Raw genomic sequence first — 15,064 nt, 5'->3', positions numbered from 1 at the left:
GGGGCCAGGTGCCCCTCGTTTCTATTCAGCCATCGCTTCTCAGCAGAGCCAGAAACACTGCAAAGGGTGTTTTCAAGAGACACCTGAAGTCTAGCATCAACGACCTGTTCTTGACATAATAGAGGTCGTAAGCAGTTTTTACTTTGTACTCTTCAAGTGTTGTTGTGTACTTGTAATTGATCTGCGCCCAACCGGTGAGTCCGGGTTTGACTAAGAGTCTTAGTGGGTAATCGGGTATGTTCTCCATTCCAAGGCTGTGAAATGATGGGAGCTCTGGCCTTGGCCCGACTAAGCTCATGTCTCCCTTTATGATGTTGATTATCTGAGGAAGTTCATCCAATCTTAGAGGTCTCAAGAATCTGCCGAGGCGAGTAATCCTATCTTTACCCGCCTTTGTTTCAAAAGTTCTAAACTTATACATTTCGAATTCCCTGCAGTCCTTTCCGATCCTCTTCTGGCAAATAAATACAGGTCTTCCGCTAGAGATAACTGAGGTCAGCACAATTACTCCGATGACAGGGCCGAACAGGACGAGTATCGTGACTCCGAGGACTATGTCAAGTACTCTCTTGATTCTGTCGTAGGTTTTCTTGGTTTCTATTGGTTCTCTTTCGATAAGCATCAACTTCTCTTCATTGAAGCTCTCGTGAGAAAGCCTGTATAGAAAGAAGTATCTCAGAGCGGTAAGTGCCAGAGTAGGTAGGGCTATCCATGGTGATAAACGAATCAACAAAGCCCCGAATAAGCAAGACAAAACAACGGATCCAAGGGAAGAAGCCTTCTGCTTATCTGGATCGGAAAAAGTGATTCCCTCGTAACCGCGCATAGAAAAGCTAATAAAGACACATACACCAAGAGCTGCGATAAACGCATCAAAACCGTTCAATAAGAGCGGCAAAGCTAGAGAAAGATCCAGCAAATACCATAGCCTGTCCATCGTTATATTGTCTCATCTTTACAACGATATTGGAACCAGCAATTTCGCAAAATATTGAATCTTGAAAGAGGATTTGCGGTATCATGTAAATTAGGAGGTCCACGGTGAAAAAACTATATCTGAGTGATCTTCACATAGGTGACGGAACGTTAAAGGATGACTTCAAGTTCGATTCGGATCTCATCGAGCTGATACTCAGCTCCAAGGACAAAGGTTTCGGCGAGATCGTGATTGTTGGTGATGGTCTTGAGTTGCTGATATCAGAGTTTATTAGAAGCAGACGGATGTTGCCTTTTGACAGATTGCTGAAAGAGATCGATGTATCGATTGTCGATGCCATTGAGAGCAAACATCAGGAAGTGTTCAGAGCATTCAGAGAGTTCGCCGAGAGTGGAAGAGTGAAATACGTTGTTGGAAACCATGATTCCCTTTTGCTTTTCAGTGAGAGACTCCGTCACAAGTTGAAGGAGTTACTGGGAGACGAAGAGAAGGTTGAAATCCTGCCTTATTATCTTGACAGAGAGTTCAAGACTTTGGCCATTCACGGCAATCAGTACGACATTGTGAACAGATTCTTCAGAGATAGGAAGAACGGCAATCTTATGCAGCCTTTTGGTGACTATATGGCCCGTTTCATGATGGAGAACTTTGACAAATGTCTCATGAGAACCGAGCTTCCCGAGCAGGTGGTAAGGGATTATCAGAATGTACACCCTACTCTCGATGTATTTCAGTGGCTTGAATACTTAAGGAGAGTGTATGAGGTCGACTCGGACTTACAGGCGGAGTGGTCAAGGCAATTTCTTATTCTTTTGAAGAGCCATGATGCACAACGTTGGATAGATGCTAACTGGCCGGTTTTGAAGGTCATTGAGGGGTTGTTTGTGAACAGGCACGGCGGTATGAAACTCGGAAGTCTGATGGTGAGAATCGTGATGGCAGTCAGAAAGTTGAAGAAGACTGACAATCTATATAGGCAAGGGAGAAGACTGCTTGGTGCGGAGGGAAAGAAAGGCTTTCAAAAGGCCATGAACAGTGAGTTCTTTCTGATGTATGGTGACAAAGCCCCGCCTATCGTTCCAGGTGAACTGAAAGGTATTGTGATGGGTCATAATCACCGCCACGTATTGCGGATGATTTCGAGCAACGGAGAAGAGAAATTCTACGCTAATGCCGGGACATGGAAGCCCGTCGTAGAGATGATAGATGATAATCCTAAGAACGGTTTTGCAAGAAGAGTTGAGCTGGGGTACATCACTATAGAGATGATTTCTAACGAGTTTCTTGTTCAGTCGAACCATATCAAGAAACTTAGTGGCCTGCGGTTATCCGAGGATACAATAGAGCGGAATGCCGACAGTTCTATTTCGCACGAGATTGGACTAAGAGTCTGAGGAGGGATTCACGTTGCACTATTACAGAGGTTCCACGATAGTGCCGATTATCATTACTTTGCTCCTGGTAATAGTAGCTGCCGTAGTTGCAGCATTTTTCCTCTGGCCCGTTCCAGAACCGAAAATACTTATCTCGAATGTCTCGCCAATTCCGAAAAATGCAGAGAGAATCCAATATGCTGAAAAGGTAGAATTAAGATGGGAAGCTGTATATGAACGTCCCAGGCATGGCCTCTTAGCAGAAGTCTTCGCTGGCAAGGACAGAAATAGTTTGACCAGATTGGCACTTGACCTTCAGGGTGATCTGACCTCCCCTACTGAGGGGATATTTTCCTTCTCTCATGAGTTTGAGGTTGATCCTCATTCTCAGTATTGGTGGAAAGTAAGGGTTTACACAGAAGGCGGAAAATCTGCAGAAAGTGAAATCTGGACGTTCGTACTCATGAATACTTATCCTAGAAGACCAGAGCTAATTCCACCCGGCAGAAACCTGGGAAACGTCCCCCTAAAAGATCTGACACTTAACTGGAGTTCCAATGATCCTGATGGAGATGAGTTAGTATACGACGTGTATTTTGGCAGAGAGCCAAGATTAGATGAGAAGGACCTTCTCATTAGAGGAACGCACGAAACGATGGTTGACGTTTCGTTACTAAAGAGACTTGATTACTCGACGAAGTATTACTGGAAAGTCGTTGCGAAGGACTCGTATGGAGGTGAATCTACTTCTTATACTGAGAGTTTCACAACACAGATGAGGGCAGATCTTCCTGCAGTTACGCCGGAAAACCCAAGAAGCGGAGCTAGCGATTTCGATGCTGGAAGGAGGAGCCTCTCATGGAAGACCTCACTTCCTCTCGAGTACTATCCCGAACCACTTTATTTCGATGTCTATCTTGCGGAAGGTCAGTCGAGGCATTCCCTCATCGGAACCACGAATTCAACGGATATAGTTATTCCTTCTCTTAAAGGACACACAACTTACAGCTGGTATGTTGTAGTGAGGGACGCATCAGGTAAGGAGAAGAAGAGCGAAGAGTGGATCTTCCGGACTTCAAACAGAGCTCCTGTAATTGATATGAAGTATCCCTTTGCACCTCCCGGGCAGTCCTCAATACCGGTAACTTGGAGCGTAGTGGATCCCGATGGGGATAGTGTTACAACCGAGGTCTTCTTCGGGGCTGAAGATGAAGAACCTGTCAGGATTGCTTCGGGCAGAATGACATCCGTTTTTCTTTCAGCTCTGGACGAGGGGACTAGTTACAGTTTAGTCATAAAAGCCAGTGACAATCATGGTGGCGAGGCAAGCAAAGAGATGCAAATAGTACCGGGAAACCGAGCTCCTAGTGTAGCCGTTGTTAACCCGGTTTCTCGGGAAGGGGTAGAGCCATCGGCTGTCTCTTTCAGGTGGGTCGGCGAGGATCAAGATGGCGACTCGATAAGCTATGAGCTTCATCTGAAGTCGCTAGATGATTCTAGAGTTATTGGACCTATAGATTCTCAAGAACGTGTAGTACGAGATCTTGGAGAAAACGAAGAGTACAGTTGGTATGTTGTTGCGACTGACTCTAGGGGCGCATTTGTCAGAAGCGAAGAAGCGGTCTTCAGAACGGGAGATAAGTCGCTGGCACTAGTTCTACCGGTATCGCCCAGACCTGGAGAAGAAGAAGTACCCCGGTCGCACACCCGTTTCATTTGGGAAATCGATGGAGAGAGAGAGGGTCTTTCTTACAGGTTTGTTCTTGCAAATGACATCGAGATGAACAACACAGTCATCGAACGCGTCCTCGATGGACCGGATATTGAGCTTACTCAGGATATATTGAGCAACACCAGGTACTTCTGGCGGGTAGATTTGATCAAGGACGGTTCCGAAATTGCAGGAGAAATCTGGTCTTTTGAGACCGAAAACCTCCCACCCGAGGTTCCGCGCCTCATATTCCCAATGGACGGTGCTTCGGAAGTCTCTACAAGGGATCTGACCCTGAGATGGGAAGGTAACGACCCGGACGGGGTAATCGTTTCAACAAAGATCTACTTGCGCGGAACCGAATTCGTTGAGAAAGAGTATTCTGCCTCAGAGAGTTCTTTCACTATCGATGAGCTTGAACCTGGGCGAAGATATGAGTGGGCCGTGGAAATTATTGATGATGGTGGGAAGAGCTCCAAGAGCAGGTACTCATCGTTTGTTACAGGCAACCAGAAGCCAGTCATCAAGCTTCTTCAACCTTCTCGCATGTTCCTGGAGGGGGCAACGACGCCTCTTGTTGTTGAATGGGAGCTGGACGATCCTGAAGGAGAAGACCTTGAGGTGGGAGTATATGTCGACCTTGCCGAAGAGTCGTTGGGGCGCCCGGTAGCTATCGGAAATAACCTTGAGAGATATGTCATAACCAACCTCATTTCCGGAAGGGATTACTTGTTGACAATCGTGGCAGAGGATCCCGGAGGTGAAAAAGGGATTCTCGAAATACCGATAAAAAGCCGTGTTTCGGGACTAGACTACATTTATCCTTCCGGTGGAGTATTCGAGAACGACAGAGAGTTCTCTTGGTCATATTCACAACAGAGTTCGGGATACGTCTTCCGACTTTATGATTCAGATCATAACCCCATTGTCAGAAGAGTTGTTCAGGACAACAAATACAGACCCGAACTATCTTTTGAGGATGGTAGACAGTACTTCTGGGCTGTATCTGTCTTGAGAGACAATGTCGAGTATGCAGGCGAGCCGGTCAGTTTCATTTCCGGACAGCCGTTTGGAGTGTTGCTTGAAGCGCCGAGGAACGGAGAAAAAGTGTCGGCTTCGGGAGTAACATTGAAATGGGTTTTAGACGGTGATACAGAAATGATAAGGCAGAAGGAAGTCTATTTTGGAGAACTGGGTAGCCTTTCACGTTACACGGTTTCGAGCGACAGTTATCAAACAGGAAGGCTTCTTCCGGGACGAACATATGAATGGTTCGTTCAGTTGACAGACAATAGTGGAGCCACAATAAGAAGCGAGACTTTCCGATTCTCAGTTGAAAACAGACCTCCAGAACTGTCTTTAATCAGTCCCGTCGATGGAAGGGCGATCGGTGAAACGTATGTTGATTTGACATGGTCAGGCTATGATCCTGACGGAGATCAGCTGAGGTATTCGGTGTATTTTGGTTCGGGATCTGATCTTGAGCTTTATAGAGAGTCAATGCAGACAAATCAAATCAGAATATCCGGTCTAATCATGAATCGAATCTATAGATGGTACGTTGTGGCAACGGACGGCGAAAACACAGTTACCTCAGAGACGAGGACCCTTTATGTGGTAACGAGTCAAGTCGATCTGCAGGTAGAGGCTCCAGCTGCAGATTCAGTTGCCGATATCAGACCTGTCTTCTCTTGGAAGGTTACGGGAGCGCAGGCGGGAGAGTTCAGAATTTATCTGGGCGAGTCTCAAGATCAGATGTCTCTAGTAGCTACGACAGCGGGTAACTCATTTCAGTATCAGGACCGACTGAAGGAAGACAGTACGTATTACTGGAAAGTTGAGCTGTGGAGGGACGGGAGTCTGCTTGCATCAACTTCAACAGTTCAGTTCAGAACGCAGTCTTCTGGAGAACCGCAACTTCATGATCAAAGAAGTGTAACAGCGATCTACTTCGGAGAGGCATTGAATATAGTTTCTTTGGATACTTCGGGCCTCGATATCATGGAGGTTCGTTATAACTATGATGGTGAAGTGCCTGTTGTGGTCAAAGGTAATCTTGTCTACGTGATAGAAGGGACGGGAAGACTAACAACCATTGATTATAGTTCGGGTGAGGCAAAGGTTATTGGAACGATCGCAACAAATACCTCTCCGGTCAAAATAGTGCTTGAGGGAGGTTACCTTTGGATTCTAGACAATAAGAGCGCTGGAGTCGTTGTCAGAGTCTCCCTTAATAGCAGCGGAATTCCCGAAGGGATGGATGTTGTTTACAGAGATTGGACAACGCCGGTAGATTTGTTCGTTACTGAGGACCTTTCAAGAATCTATTTGGCCGATGCTCTCTCAGGAATAAAGATCCTTCAGAGAGAAGGGACGGGATACGTCGATCGCACTTCAAGCTTCGATCTTTCTCTCGAAGGTTATTCTAGAGCCGTTGCCGAGAAGGACGGCATTGTCTTTTCCGGGGAAGCGGGCATAAACGGTGGACTGAAACTCATAGATACTTTGAGATCGCTGAAGAGCACCGTTGGAAGGTACTACATTGTCTTGAAGATCGAAGTCTCAGACGATATTCTCTACGCTTCAACCGACAAAGGAGTAGCGATTGTTGACATAAGCACTCCGGCATCTCCAGTTGTGCTAAGAGATCTGGAGCTTACGCAGGTCGATGAAATCTCAGTCTCGGGGAGGCTTATGATAGTGAAATCGGGAAACAGGATGTTAATATACGACGTAGAAAGACCAAATGATCCTATTCTGTTGGAAAGCAGAAATCAATAGCATCTAAACTTGGGAGGTGTTAGTGTGAGAAAGTATCTGGCAATGCTTCTAATAACTGTATTGTCTGTAGCGCTGTTCGCAGTAAGCGGCGTATTGGTGATGGCTATCGAAACCGAACCTGTAGGATTCGATCCGACTCTTGTGACTGCTTTTGCTTCGCACAGAGTTCTTGAAAACGTCTATGACGGTCTCCTGAAATACGATGAGAACATGAACCTAATACCTAACCTCGCTGTAGACTTCGAAGTTGTCGATCCTTATACCATCGTGTTCGAGATCAGAGAAGGAGTCAAATTCCACAACGGAGAATCCCTAACCGTTGAAGATGTTTTGTTCACATTTGAAAGGATTAGAGACCCGGAAGTGAAAGCTCCCGCAGCCACTTACTATGGTGAAGTCGAATCTATAAAGGTCATAGAAGGCAACAAAGTCGAGTTCAAGTTGAAGATTCCAATGGCCTCTTCTCTCTTACCTAACTTTGCAGGTGTCAATAGCGCAATACTTTCGAAGAGTTTTGTAGAGTCAGGAGCAAATCTTCAGCTCGTGACGAATGGAACAGGCCCGTTCTTTATGGCCGAATTTGTAGCAGGTAACTACATAACGCTGAGAAAGAACACTGAGTACTTTGTGGAGGGACTTCCTTATCTAAGCGAAATAAAGATGATGATCATGCCTGAGGAGGTAACACGGGTCTCCGCGCTAAGAAACGGAGATGTCGATCTGGCAAAGATTAGCGAGCCGCTTAGTTTGAGACAACTGCCCTCAGACAGATTCAAGATATATAGAACACCTGTTCTAAGCTATTACTTGTTGGGGTTCAACACAACCAGAGGTCCTCTAAGTAAGCCAGAGGTTAGGAATGCTCTGAATTATGCAGTAAACAGAGAGATGATCGTCAAGGCGGTTGCATTCGACGAAGCAACTATAACAGGTCCTCTAAACCCGGAACTTGATTTTTGGGCGCTCCAGCCAAATGAGTTTGAGGAGTACACTTACAACCCAGCAAAGGCGAAACAGCTGCTAACGGAGGCAGGCTATCCAAATGGTTTTGAGTTTGAGATAGTTGCTGCCCAGAGATATAACTTCGACAAAGTTGCCCAAGTTATTCAAGCTCAGCTTGCAGAAGTTGGCGTCACAGCAAAGATAAACATTGTGGAATGGGGTATCTTCATTAGCAAATGGAGAGAAAGCGATTTCGATTCTTTCATTTCCATGAACAGCGGTTCTATTGATCCGGATATTCAGTTCAACAGGACCTTCAGAACCGGTGGATCAACCAATGTATTCCTTTACAGCAATCCCGAGGTCGATGAACTCCTTGACAGAGGAAGAAGCGAGTCGGATATTGTTGCAAGACAGAAGATCTATGGAGAGCTCCAGAAAAAGCTTGTGGAAGACTCACCGATTCTGTTCCTGTATTCGGCAAACACGATATTCGCTTCGAATAACGCTGTTGAAGGGTTCAGATCTCTGGCTAACGAGAGTCTTGTTTTCTTGAGAGAAACTCACAAAGAGTAATGAGCAGGTAGAGAATGGAGTTCGGATACATTGCCAGGAGGTTGCTTTCGGCAATCCCCACTGTTCTCTTAGTAACATTTTTGGTTTTCATTGCAATCCACATAGTTCCCGGCGATGTGGTGGACATGATGCTCGGAACTCAGAACTATCTTAGTGAAAGCCAAATAGAGCAGCTTTATACTGAATATGGTCTAGATAAGCCTTTAGTCGTTCAGTATGGAATATGGGTGAGAAACCTCCTTTCTTTCAATCTAGGAACTTCACTTAGAACGGGAAGAACCGTAACCGAACTAATTAGAGAGAGATTTCCCGTTACTCTTGAACTGTCATTATTCTCTCTTGGATTCGCTATGTTGTTTGGTATTCCAATGGGAATCATATCTGCAATCAAAAGAAATGGTTTCATTGACAATTTCGTAAGGATAATCGGCCTCATCGGTCTTTCGTCCCCATCCTTTTGGGTGGGGGCGATCTTCATAGTTCTCTTCTCAGGTACCTTTCACGGCTTCAATCTCTTTGGCTATGTAAGACCGGGAGTAGATCTAATTTCCAATCTTCAAGTGATGTTTCTTCCTTCGCTCACATTGGGTTTGATGGTTGCCGCCCAGATCTTAAGGATTACGAGAACCTCGATGCTGGACGTGTTGAATCAGGATTATGTTAGGACGGCAAGAGCAAAGGGGGTAAGTGTGCGAAATGTTATTTTTAAGCATTCACTGAGAAACGCTCTGGTTCCTGTGGTAACGCTTTCCGGCATTCAGCTTGGATATCTTCTTGGCGGGACAATCGTTATTGAGAATATGTTTGCGCTTCCGGGAATGGGAAGACTTCTTCTCAATGTAGTGAACGAAAGGGACTACCCAGTTGTTCAGGGAATTGTTCTTTTTATAGGTATTCTGATAGTTTTGTTGAACATAGCGGTAGACATAATATACACACTCATCGATCCTCGTGTCGAACTTCGGTAGGTGAGAGAGATTGCTTAATGTATTCAGAAGACTTATCAATAATCCAATTTACATAGTGAGTATGGCGATTATCATAGTCATAATCATGGTGACTCTGCTTCCTGGTTTGTTTGCTCCGTACGATCCGTATAAGATGAATATGGATTCTTTCATGAGCAAACCCACCTGGAGTCATCTGTTTGGTGGAGACCAGTTTGGAAGAGACGTGTTCTCAAGATCAATATATGGAGTTCAGAAGAGTGTGATCATTGCGTCCAGCGCAATTGCACTATCTGCTATTATAGGGACCTTGTTGGGACTCCTTTCCGGCTACATAGGCGGCTGGACTGATCTGATAATCATGAGGATCATGGACAGTTTTTTTGCCTTCCCTTCGTTGATACTGGCTCTCTTCATTATTGCACTATTTGGTTCAAGCATGGCCAATCTGATATTCGCAATAGGGTTGGTCTACGTCCCGATTTTTGCTAGGACTGTTAGGGGAGCCACTTTGTCTCTGAAGGACAGTCTATATGTAAAGGCATCAAAGGCGTTGGGAAAGAAGGGTATTTCAATAATGTTGACCGACATCCTTCCAAACATCTCCTCTATACTCATAGTCACTTTCACAACAAACGTATCAACTGCCCTTCTTACAGAAGCATCTCTTGGGTTTCTTGGTCTTGGTTTACCTCCACCAGAACCTACTTTGGGAGGTATGGTAGGTCAAGGCACATCTTATCTACTTAGCGCACCATGGATCGTCCTCTTTCCCGGTCTTATGATCGCCATAATCGTACTGAGCCTGAATATTCTCGGAGATGGTCTTAGGGATGTGCTTGATCCAAGAATCAGCAGATAATTACCATCTGTAGGACCATAGGGTCGTGGAACTTGTGGATACGGCATCCACGTGTTTTTTGAGAGTCTCAATCTCTTCAGCGGTATCGATGAGTCCAGCGGCGACTATCGTTATGTCGGGTGCGTGTGCTCTGATCTTTGGGGCGATTTTCGCCGCAACAATTCCAGGGAGTATCTCAATATTTCTTACACCATTAGATACTATTTGCTGTATTCCTTTGTCAACGGCCCTCGAGTCAAGAACGAAGAACCTCAACAAGCTCTGATTCAAACCAACGTTAACGGCTTGCTTAAAAATCCTTAGTTTAGCCGTTATTATCCCATCTACCCCGCTCTTCTTAAGGTAGATAACGCTGTCTTCATCTCCAGAAAGTCCTGACACGAAATCGATATCAACAAATACCCTTTTGCCAGCAGATTTGAACTGGTCTATTCTCTCTTGAACTTCAAACAGGCCTCCATTGAGAAAAAAAACCGTCTCCGGTATAACGGCTTCCGGCCTCTCTTTTCTATCCCACAAAGCTGCAATGATTCCCTTAAGCATAGTAAACCTCCCTTAATCGATGATACAACATGTTCTGTAGATCGCTTATGTGCTCTTTGCTTTTAAGATATCCCGTAATCTGAAAAAACATTTGTGATATAATTCGAGTAAACGTGGTAGAGTTTATGAGAAAACCACGCCATGAGTTGATGGCGTGGTTTTCTTTTTGGAGGTGCCGGGATGCAGGCGGTGGTTATTGGTGGTGGAGTTGTCGGTTCGCTAATTGCCCGAGAACTCACAAGATACAAAATTGAAGTCGTTCTGGTTGAGAAGTCCGAGGATATAGGTCAAGGCGTTACCAAGGCGAATTCGGCGATTTTGCATGGTGGTTACGATGATCCGCCAGATACTCTAAGAGCGAAACTTTGTGCCGCCGGGAATTCGATGTTTACCAGGCTTTCTGAAGAGCTAAAGTTTCCTGTTAAGAGGACAGGGTCACTTGTGGTCGCCAGAGGCAGAGACGAACTGCCAAGACTTGAGAAGCTCCTTGAAAACGGCATCAGAAATGGTGTGGAAGGACTCAGAATTGTTGAGAAGAGTGAACTGAAGAGTCTGGAACCATACATTTCTGATGAGTTCAACTTTGCACTTCTTTGCAGCAGTGCCGGTATTACCGAGCCATGGATGGTAGCTATCTCTTCATCGATAAACGTCTCTGAAAACGGAGGCAGAATAATCACAAGCGATGAGGTAGTGGGCGGTACTATGAGAAATGGGAGGATTGAGAAGGTTCTTCTAAGATCGGGAAGAAAGCTAAGGGCTGATTTAGTGATAAACGCTGCGGGGGTATTCTTCGAGAGAGTTGCATCAAGCTTCGGAGTTGATGTGCCTTCCGTTAAATTGAGAAAGGGAGAGTACATTCTTTTGGATAAGAAAGCAAGTTCGCTTGTAAATAGGATTATCTTTCCACTCCCAACTGCCGAAGGGAAAGGAAGACTCGTTGTTCCAACGGTTGATGGAGGAGTTCTACTTGGTCCCACTTCTGTCGAGTTGCCGGGATTTACTCCTGAAGATGTAAGTACTACTTATGAGGGGCTGGTCTCTGTTAGAAATTCCGGGGAGTATCTGATCCCCGGAATAGACAATCCAGGCTGGTATGTCAAGTCTTTTGCCGGACTAAGACCGGAGACAGATCAGAAGGATTTCTACATAAGAAAGGCAGAAGAACTAGAGAACTTCATCACGGTTGGAGCCATCAGGTCTCCCGGATTAACTGCAGCACCGGCAATTGCAGAATATGTTGTGACTAGAATAGTCCCCGAAACAGGAATTCGCCTGGTCGAAAGAGATGATTTCGTTTCTAGCATCAAAGAGAGAGAGAGAATAAAAGAGCTTTCGTTTGAGCGAGTATCACAACTCATTGACAAGGATCCCGCCTATGGAAGGATAGTATGCCAGTGCAACGAGGTATCTGAGACTGAGGTGATTCAGGCAATAAGAGATGGAGCGAGGACTGTGGATGGAGTTAAGTTTAGAACAAGAGCTGGTTTTGGAAGATGTCAGGGCGGATTTTGCAGTTCAAGTATTGCCAGAATTCTGGCCAGAGAGCTGAAAAAAGACCTGTCGGAGATTAGACAGAACAATGAAAGAAGCTGGATAGTAAGCGAGAAGGTGAGACAATGAAGAGACTCATCACAGACGTACTTGTAATTGGCGGGGGAGCCGCAGGAATGGCCGGTGCCTTCAGCGCAGCGAAACAGGGTGTCAAAGTAACCCTGCTCGAAAGAGAGGCAGTAGTTGGCGGCGTCTTGAATCAGTGCATTCACAATGGTTTTGGACTTCAGTTTTATCATGAAGAACTTACTGGTCCGGAGTTTGCAGCTCGACTACAGAGTGAGATGAGTCAGGAAAGGGTAGATGTGATAGGTGAATCATATGTTCGGGAAATTGATGTCCGGAGGAAGGAAGCTTTGGTGTTGTCACCACAAGGTGCCTTCGAAATAGAGTCAAGGGCTCTCGTAATTTCGACCGGTGCAAGAGAGAGACCATTTGGGTCATTGCTGATACAAGGAGATAGACCTTCTGGGGTTCTGCCAGCTGGACTGGCACAGAGATTTGTCAATCTGGAGAACTATCTGCCGTCAAGACGTGCAGTTGTACTTGGTTCGGGGGATATTGGGTTGATAATGGCCAGAAGACTAACCCTTGAGGGTGTCGAGGTTGTGGCAGTAGTTGAGCGAATGCCGTATCCAGGTGGGCTTACGCGAAACATTGTTCAGTGTCTAGAGGACTATGGTATCCCGCTTCTTCTGTCGACAACGGTTACTGGCATTTATGGCAACGGAAGGCTTGAGGAAGTTGAGATCTCAAGAGTCGATGAGAAATTCACGCCTGTTCCTGGCACCTCGAAGAAATTGAAGACAGACACGCTGATTCTATCGGCAGGATTGTTGCCACAGGTTGAGGATTTCGATAATGATTTGATGATAGATCCTGTTAATCGAGGTTTCATCGTTTCCAATACCGGTGAAAGTAGCATAGAAGGTGTCTTCGCTGCAGGAAACAATGTGGCTGTGTTTGACCTGGTTGATTATGTGGCAGCTGAGGGTTGGATAGCTGGCCGACATGCTGCTCTTTTCTCACTTGGTGAGAACACGTCAGGTGACCGAGTTCCGGTCATAAGAGGAGAAAACGTGGGAGTACTGGTTCCAAGCATTGTCGATATGGAAGAACACTTGAGATTGTACATAAGACTGAGGAAGCCCATGGATGAGGGAAGAGTAGTACTAAAGGAGTTGAACTACGAAAAGGGTTTTTCTTACGGAGTTCCAAGTGAGATGATCCAAGTGGTCATAAACAAGGATAAGCTGGCTCCTCTCCTGGATGCAGGACAACTGACTGTAGAGGTGTTAACATGAAACGACATATTACCTGTGTGATCTGCCCCGTAGGTTGCAAGATATCTGTAAGAAAGAAGGATGAGAAATACGAAGTAACTGGTAACAAATGCCCAAGAGGTCAGGAATACGCACTCAATGAACTCGTAATGCCGAAACGAATACTTACAACCAGCGTGAAAGTTTTGAACGGAGAACTCCCTCTTGCTTCAGCGAAGATCACAGGCCCAATTGACAGAGCCCTAATACTCGAAAAGATGAGTTTAATCAGCAGAATAGCCGTTGAGGCGCCGGTGAAGATAGGGGACGTTTTGATAGATGACATCGACGGTGAGGGAACTTCACTTGTCGCTACTCGACCAGTTGGAAGAATCGAAACCTCCAATCAGTAGCTTTGGCTACTTGAAATAACTTTAGATTCGGGTTACAATAATCAATGTGTTCCAGCGTGGCTCAATGGCAGAGCATCCGGCTGTTAACCGGACGGTTGGGGGTTCGAGTCCCTCCGCTGGAGCCAGAACTCCCCCGTAAGGGGGAGTTTTCGTTATATCCAGCTCTGCCCTGGGACTTTCGGGAATAGCCTGGTTTTCAGGACGTTGTCAAGAGAGCATACATATCTGGCAAGTCTTTCGACTCCAATTCCACAACCCGCTGTTGGAATGAGTTCTCTCATTTCTGCTATCTCCATGTACCAGGCAAGTTCTTCGGGGTCAGTACCTTTGAATTCCATTCTGTTAATAATCCTTGGGTGTTCCCACTCTCTCTCTCCACCAGACAAGGTCTCTCCGAATCCTTTTGGAAGAATCAAGTCCATGTCTTTGAGTGTCTTTCCATCATCAGACAGGAGGTCGTAGAACTCCCTCTCCCATATTGGGAAGTCTATCAACCAGAAGGGTTCAGTGAAGCTGGAGGACAGAACGGTTTCGAAGTCTTTTCCATACTGTTCGTAAGCATCCATGAACTTCACTTTTGCGAATGGTCGGGAGGGTACTAAAGGGTCTGAAGACAGATACTCCAGTTCCCTTTTACAGCTCTCTTTAATTGTTGTAATTACGCTGGCCAGCAGATCTTCAACAAGTAACATCACGTCATCTCTGGACGCGTTCTTGATTTCCAGATCGATCTGACTGAATTCGAAAAGATGTTTTCCCGACAGCGCCTTCTCAGAAGTCTCTAGTCTCACGTTAGGAGATACTATGAAGATCCTGTCAAATGACTTGCATGCCAACTGCTTGTGGAAAATCATGGACTGCGTTAGACGATACTCCTGATCGTAATAACGAAACTTCGCGTTATGAACTTCATGGTTCAGTGGATCGGTTATTGGAGATACAACGGTGGGAAGAAGTTCCACAAAGCCTTTTCCCCGAAGGAAGTTGTTTGCTTCTCCCAGCAGTGCGGACTTAACTCTAACTGCCGATTTTACTAGCGGGTCTCTCAGGTGTTCCAGTATCCTTGTGCTTAGTCTCCCTGTGCTTTCCATTCTCTCACCCCTTATAAAAAAAAGAAGGCCGATGGTTATCCATCGGCCTTTTAATCTTCTAAAAGCTACAAA

11 protein-coding genes and 1 tRNA gene are annotated in these 15,064 nt (G+C 45.6%); 9 read left to right on the top strand and 3 right to left on the bottom strand.

What is annotated here, in order from left to right; genetic code table 11:
* Positions 1–25 precede the first annotated feature (25 nt).
* Positions 26–937 (bottom strand): sugar transferase, encoded by a 912-nt coding sequence (locus B3157_RS02795; RefSeq protein WP_214061128.1) that lies wholly within the window; start codon positions 935–937, stop codon positions 26–28.
* Between the two features lie 104 nt (positions 938–1,041).
* Between B3157_RS02795 and B3157_RS02790 the strand changes: the two genes are divergently transcribed.
* Genes B3157_RS02790 through B3157_RS02770 form a run of 5 tightly spaced genes read left to right on the top strand, consistent with a single transcriptional unit; the run spans position 1,042 to position 10,129 of the window.
* Positions 1,042–2,331 carry a hypothetical protein gene (locus tag B3157_RS02790; RefSeq protein WP_292588689.1) on the top strand — a complete coding sequence of 430 codons (1,290 nt, stop codon included), beginning with the start codon at positions 1,042–1,044 and terminating at the stop codon, positions 2,329–2,331.
* Positions 2,332–2,344: 13 nt separating this feature from the next.
* Positions 2,345–6,802 carry a fibronectin type III domain-containing protein gene (locus B3157_RS02785; protein ID WP_292588687.1) on the top strand — a complete coding sequence of 1,486 codons (4,458 nt, stop codon included), beginning with the start codon at positions 2,345–2,347 and terminating at the stop codon, positions 6,800–6,802.
* A 24-nt stretch (positions 6,803–6,826) separates the two neighbouring features.
* Complete coding sequence (locus tag B3157_RS02780; protein WP_214078416.1) at positions 6,827–8,320, top strand: ABC transporter substrate-binding protein; 1,494 nt, start codon at positions 6,827–6,829, stop codon at positions 8,318–8,320.
* A 14-nt stretch (positions 8,321–8,334) separates the two neighbouring features.
* Entirely contained in the window at positions 8,335–9,288 is a 954-nt protein-coding gene (locus B3157_RS02775; protein WP_214061124.1) for an ABC transporter permease, read from the top strand.
* Positions 9,289–9,298: 10 nt separating this feature from the next.
* Complete coding sequence (locus B3157_RS02770) at positions 9,299–10,129, top strand: ABC transporter permease (protein WP_292588684.1); 831 nt, start codon at positions 9,299–9,301, stop codon at positions 10,127–10,129.
* Here the strand turns inward: B3157_RS02770 and B3157_RS02765 are convergent, their stop codons facing one another.
* Positions 10,130–10,672: a glycerol-3-phosphate responsive antiterminator gene (locus B3157_RS02765; protein ID WP_214061122.1), complete on the bottom strand. Its 543-nt coding sequence runs from the start codon at positions 10,670–10,672 to the stop codon at positions 10,130–10,132.
* A 180-nt stretch (positions 10,673–10,852) separates the two neighbouring features.
* Between B3157_RS02765 and B3157_RS02760 the strand changes: the two genes are divergently transcribed.
* The 4 genes from B3157_RS02760 to B3157_RS02745 all read left to right on the top strand — a co-directional run bounded on the left by B3157_RS02760 (position 10,853) and on the right by B3157_RS02745 (position 14,026).
* Positions 10,853–12,295 carry an NAD(P)/FAD-dependent oxidoreductase gene (locus B3157_RS02760; RefSeq protein WP_292588681.1) on the top strand — a complete coding sequence of 481 codons (1,443 nt, stop codon included), beginning with the start codon at positions 10,853–10,855 and terminating at the stop codon, positions 12,293–12,295.
* Positions 12,292–13,530, top strand: coding sequence for an NAD(P)/FAD-dependent oxidoreductase (locus B3157_RS02755; protein ID WP_292588679.1), 1,239 nt, complete (start codon positions 12,292–12,294; stop codon positions 13,528–13,530). Before B3157_RS02760 ends, B3157_RS02755 begins: the two co-directional genes overlap by 4 nt.
* On the top strand, positions 13,527–13,901 hold the full coding sequence (locus B3157_RS02750) for a DUF1667 domain-containing protein (protein WP_292588677.1): 375 nt from the start codon (positions 13,527–13,529) through the stop codon (positions 13,899–13,901). Before B3157_RS02755 ends, B3157_RS02750 begins: the two co-directional genes overlap by 4 nt.
* A gap of 50 nt (positions 13,902–13,951) precedes the next feature.
* Positions 13,952–14,026 (top strand) — tRNA-Asn (locus B3157_RS02745).
* A gap of 27 nt (positions 14,027–14,053) precedes the next feature.
* Here the strand turns inward: B3157_RS02745 and B3157_RS02740 are convergent.
* Positions 14,054–14,992 carry an asparagine synthetase A gene (locus tag B3157_RS02740; RefSeq protein ID WP_214061119.1) on the bottom strand — a complete coding sequence of 313 codons (939 nt, stop codon included), beginning with the start codon at positions 14,990–14,992 and terminating at the stop codon, positions 14,054–14,056.
* Positions 14,993–15,064 lie beyond the last annotated feature (72 nt).

It is taken from the genome of Mesotoga sp. UBA5557 (assembly GCF_002425715.1).
Lineage (GTDB): Bacteria > Thermotogota > Thermotogae > Petrotogales > Kosmotogaceae > Mesotoga.
Note: the sequence above shows the minus strand (reverse complement) of the source record. Positions and strands in the feature narration are given on the sequence as shown.

Bases quoted from the DNA above. Each gene is read 5' to 3' on its own strand.
- B3157_RS02795 (WP_214061128.1), bottom strand. From the start codon at position 937: ATGGACAGGCTATGGTATTTGCTGGATCTTTCTCTAGCTTTGCCGCTC.
- B3157_RS02775 (WP_214061124.1), top strand. From the start codon at position 8,335: ATGGAGTTCGGATACATTGCCAGGAGGTTGCTTTCGGCAATCCCCACT.
- B3157_RS02765 (WP_214061122.1), bottom strand. From the start codon at position 10,672: ATGCTTAAGGGAATCATTGCAGCTTTGTGGGATAGAAAAGAGAGGCCG.
- B3157_RS02760 (WP_292588681.1), top strand. From the start codon at position 10,853: ATGCAGGCGGTGGTTATTGGTGGTGGAGTTGTCGGTTCGCTAATTGCC.
- B3157_RS02755 (WP_292588679.1), top strand. From the start codon at position 12,292: ATGAAGAGACTCATCACAGACGTACTTGTAATTGGCGGGGGAGCCGCA.
- B3157_RS02750 (WP_292588677.1), top strand. From the start codon at position 13,527: ATGAAACGACATATTACCTGTGTGATCTGCCCCGTAGGTTGCAAGATA.
- B3157_RS02740 (WP_214061119.1), bottom strand. From the start codon at position 14,992: ATGGAAAGCACAGGGAGACTAAGCACAAGGATACTGGAACACCTGAGA.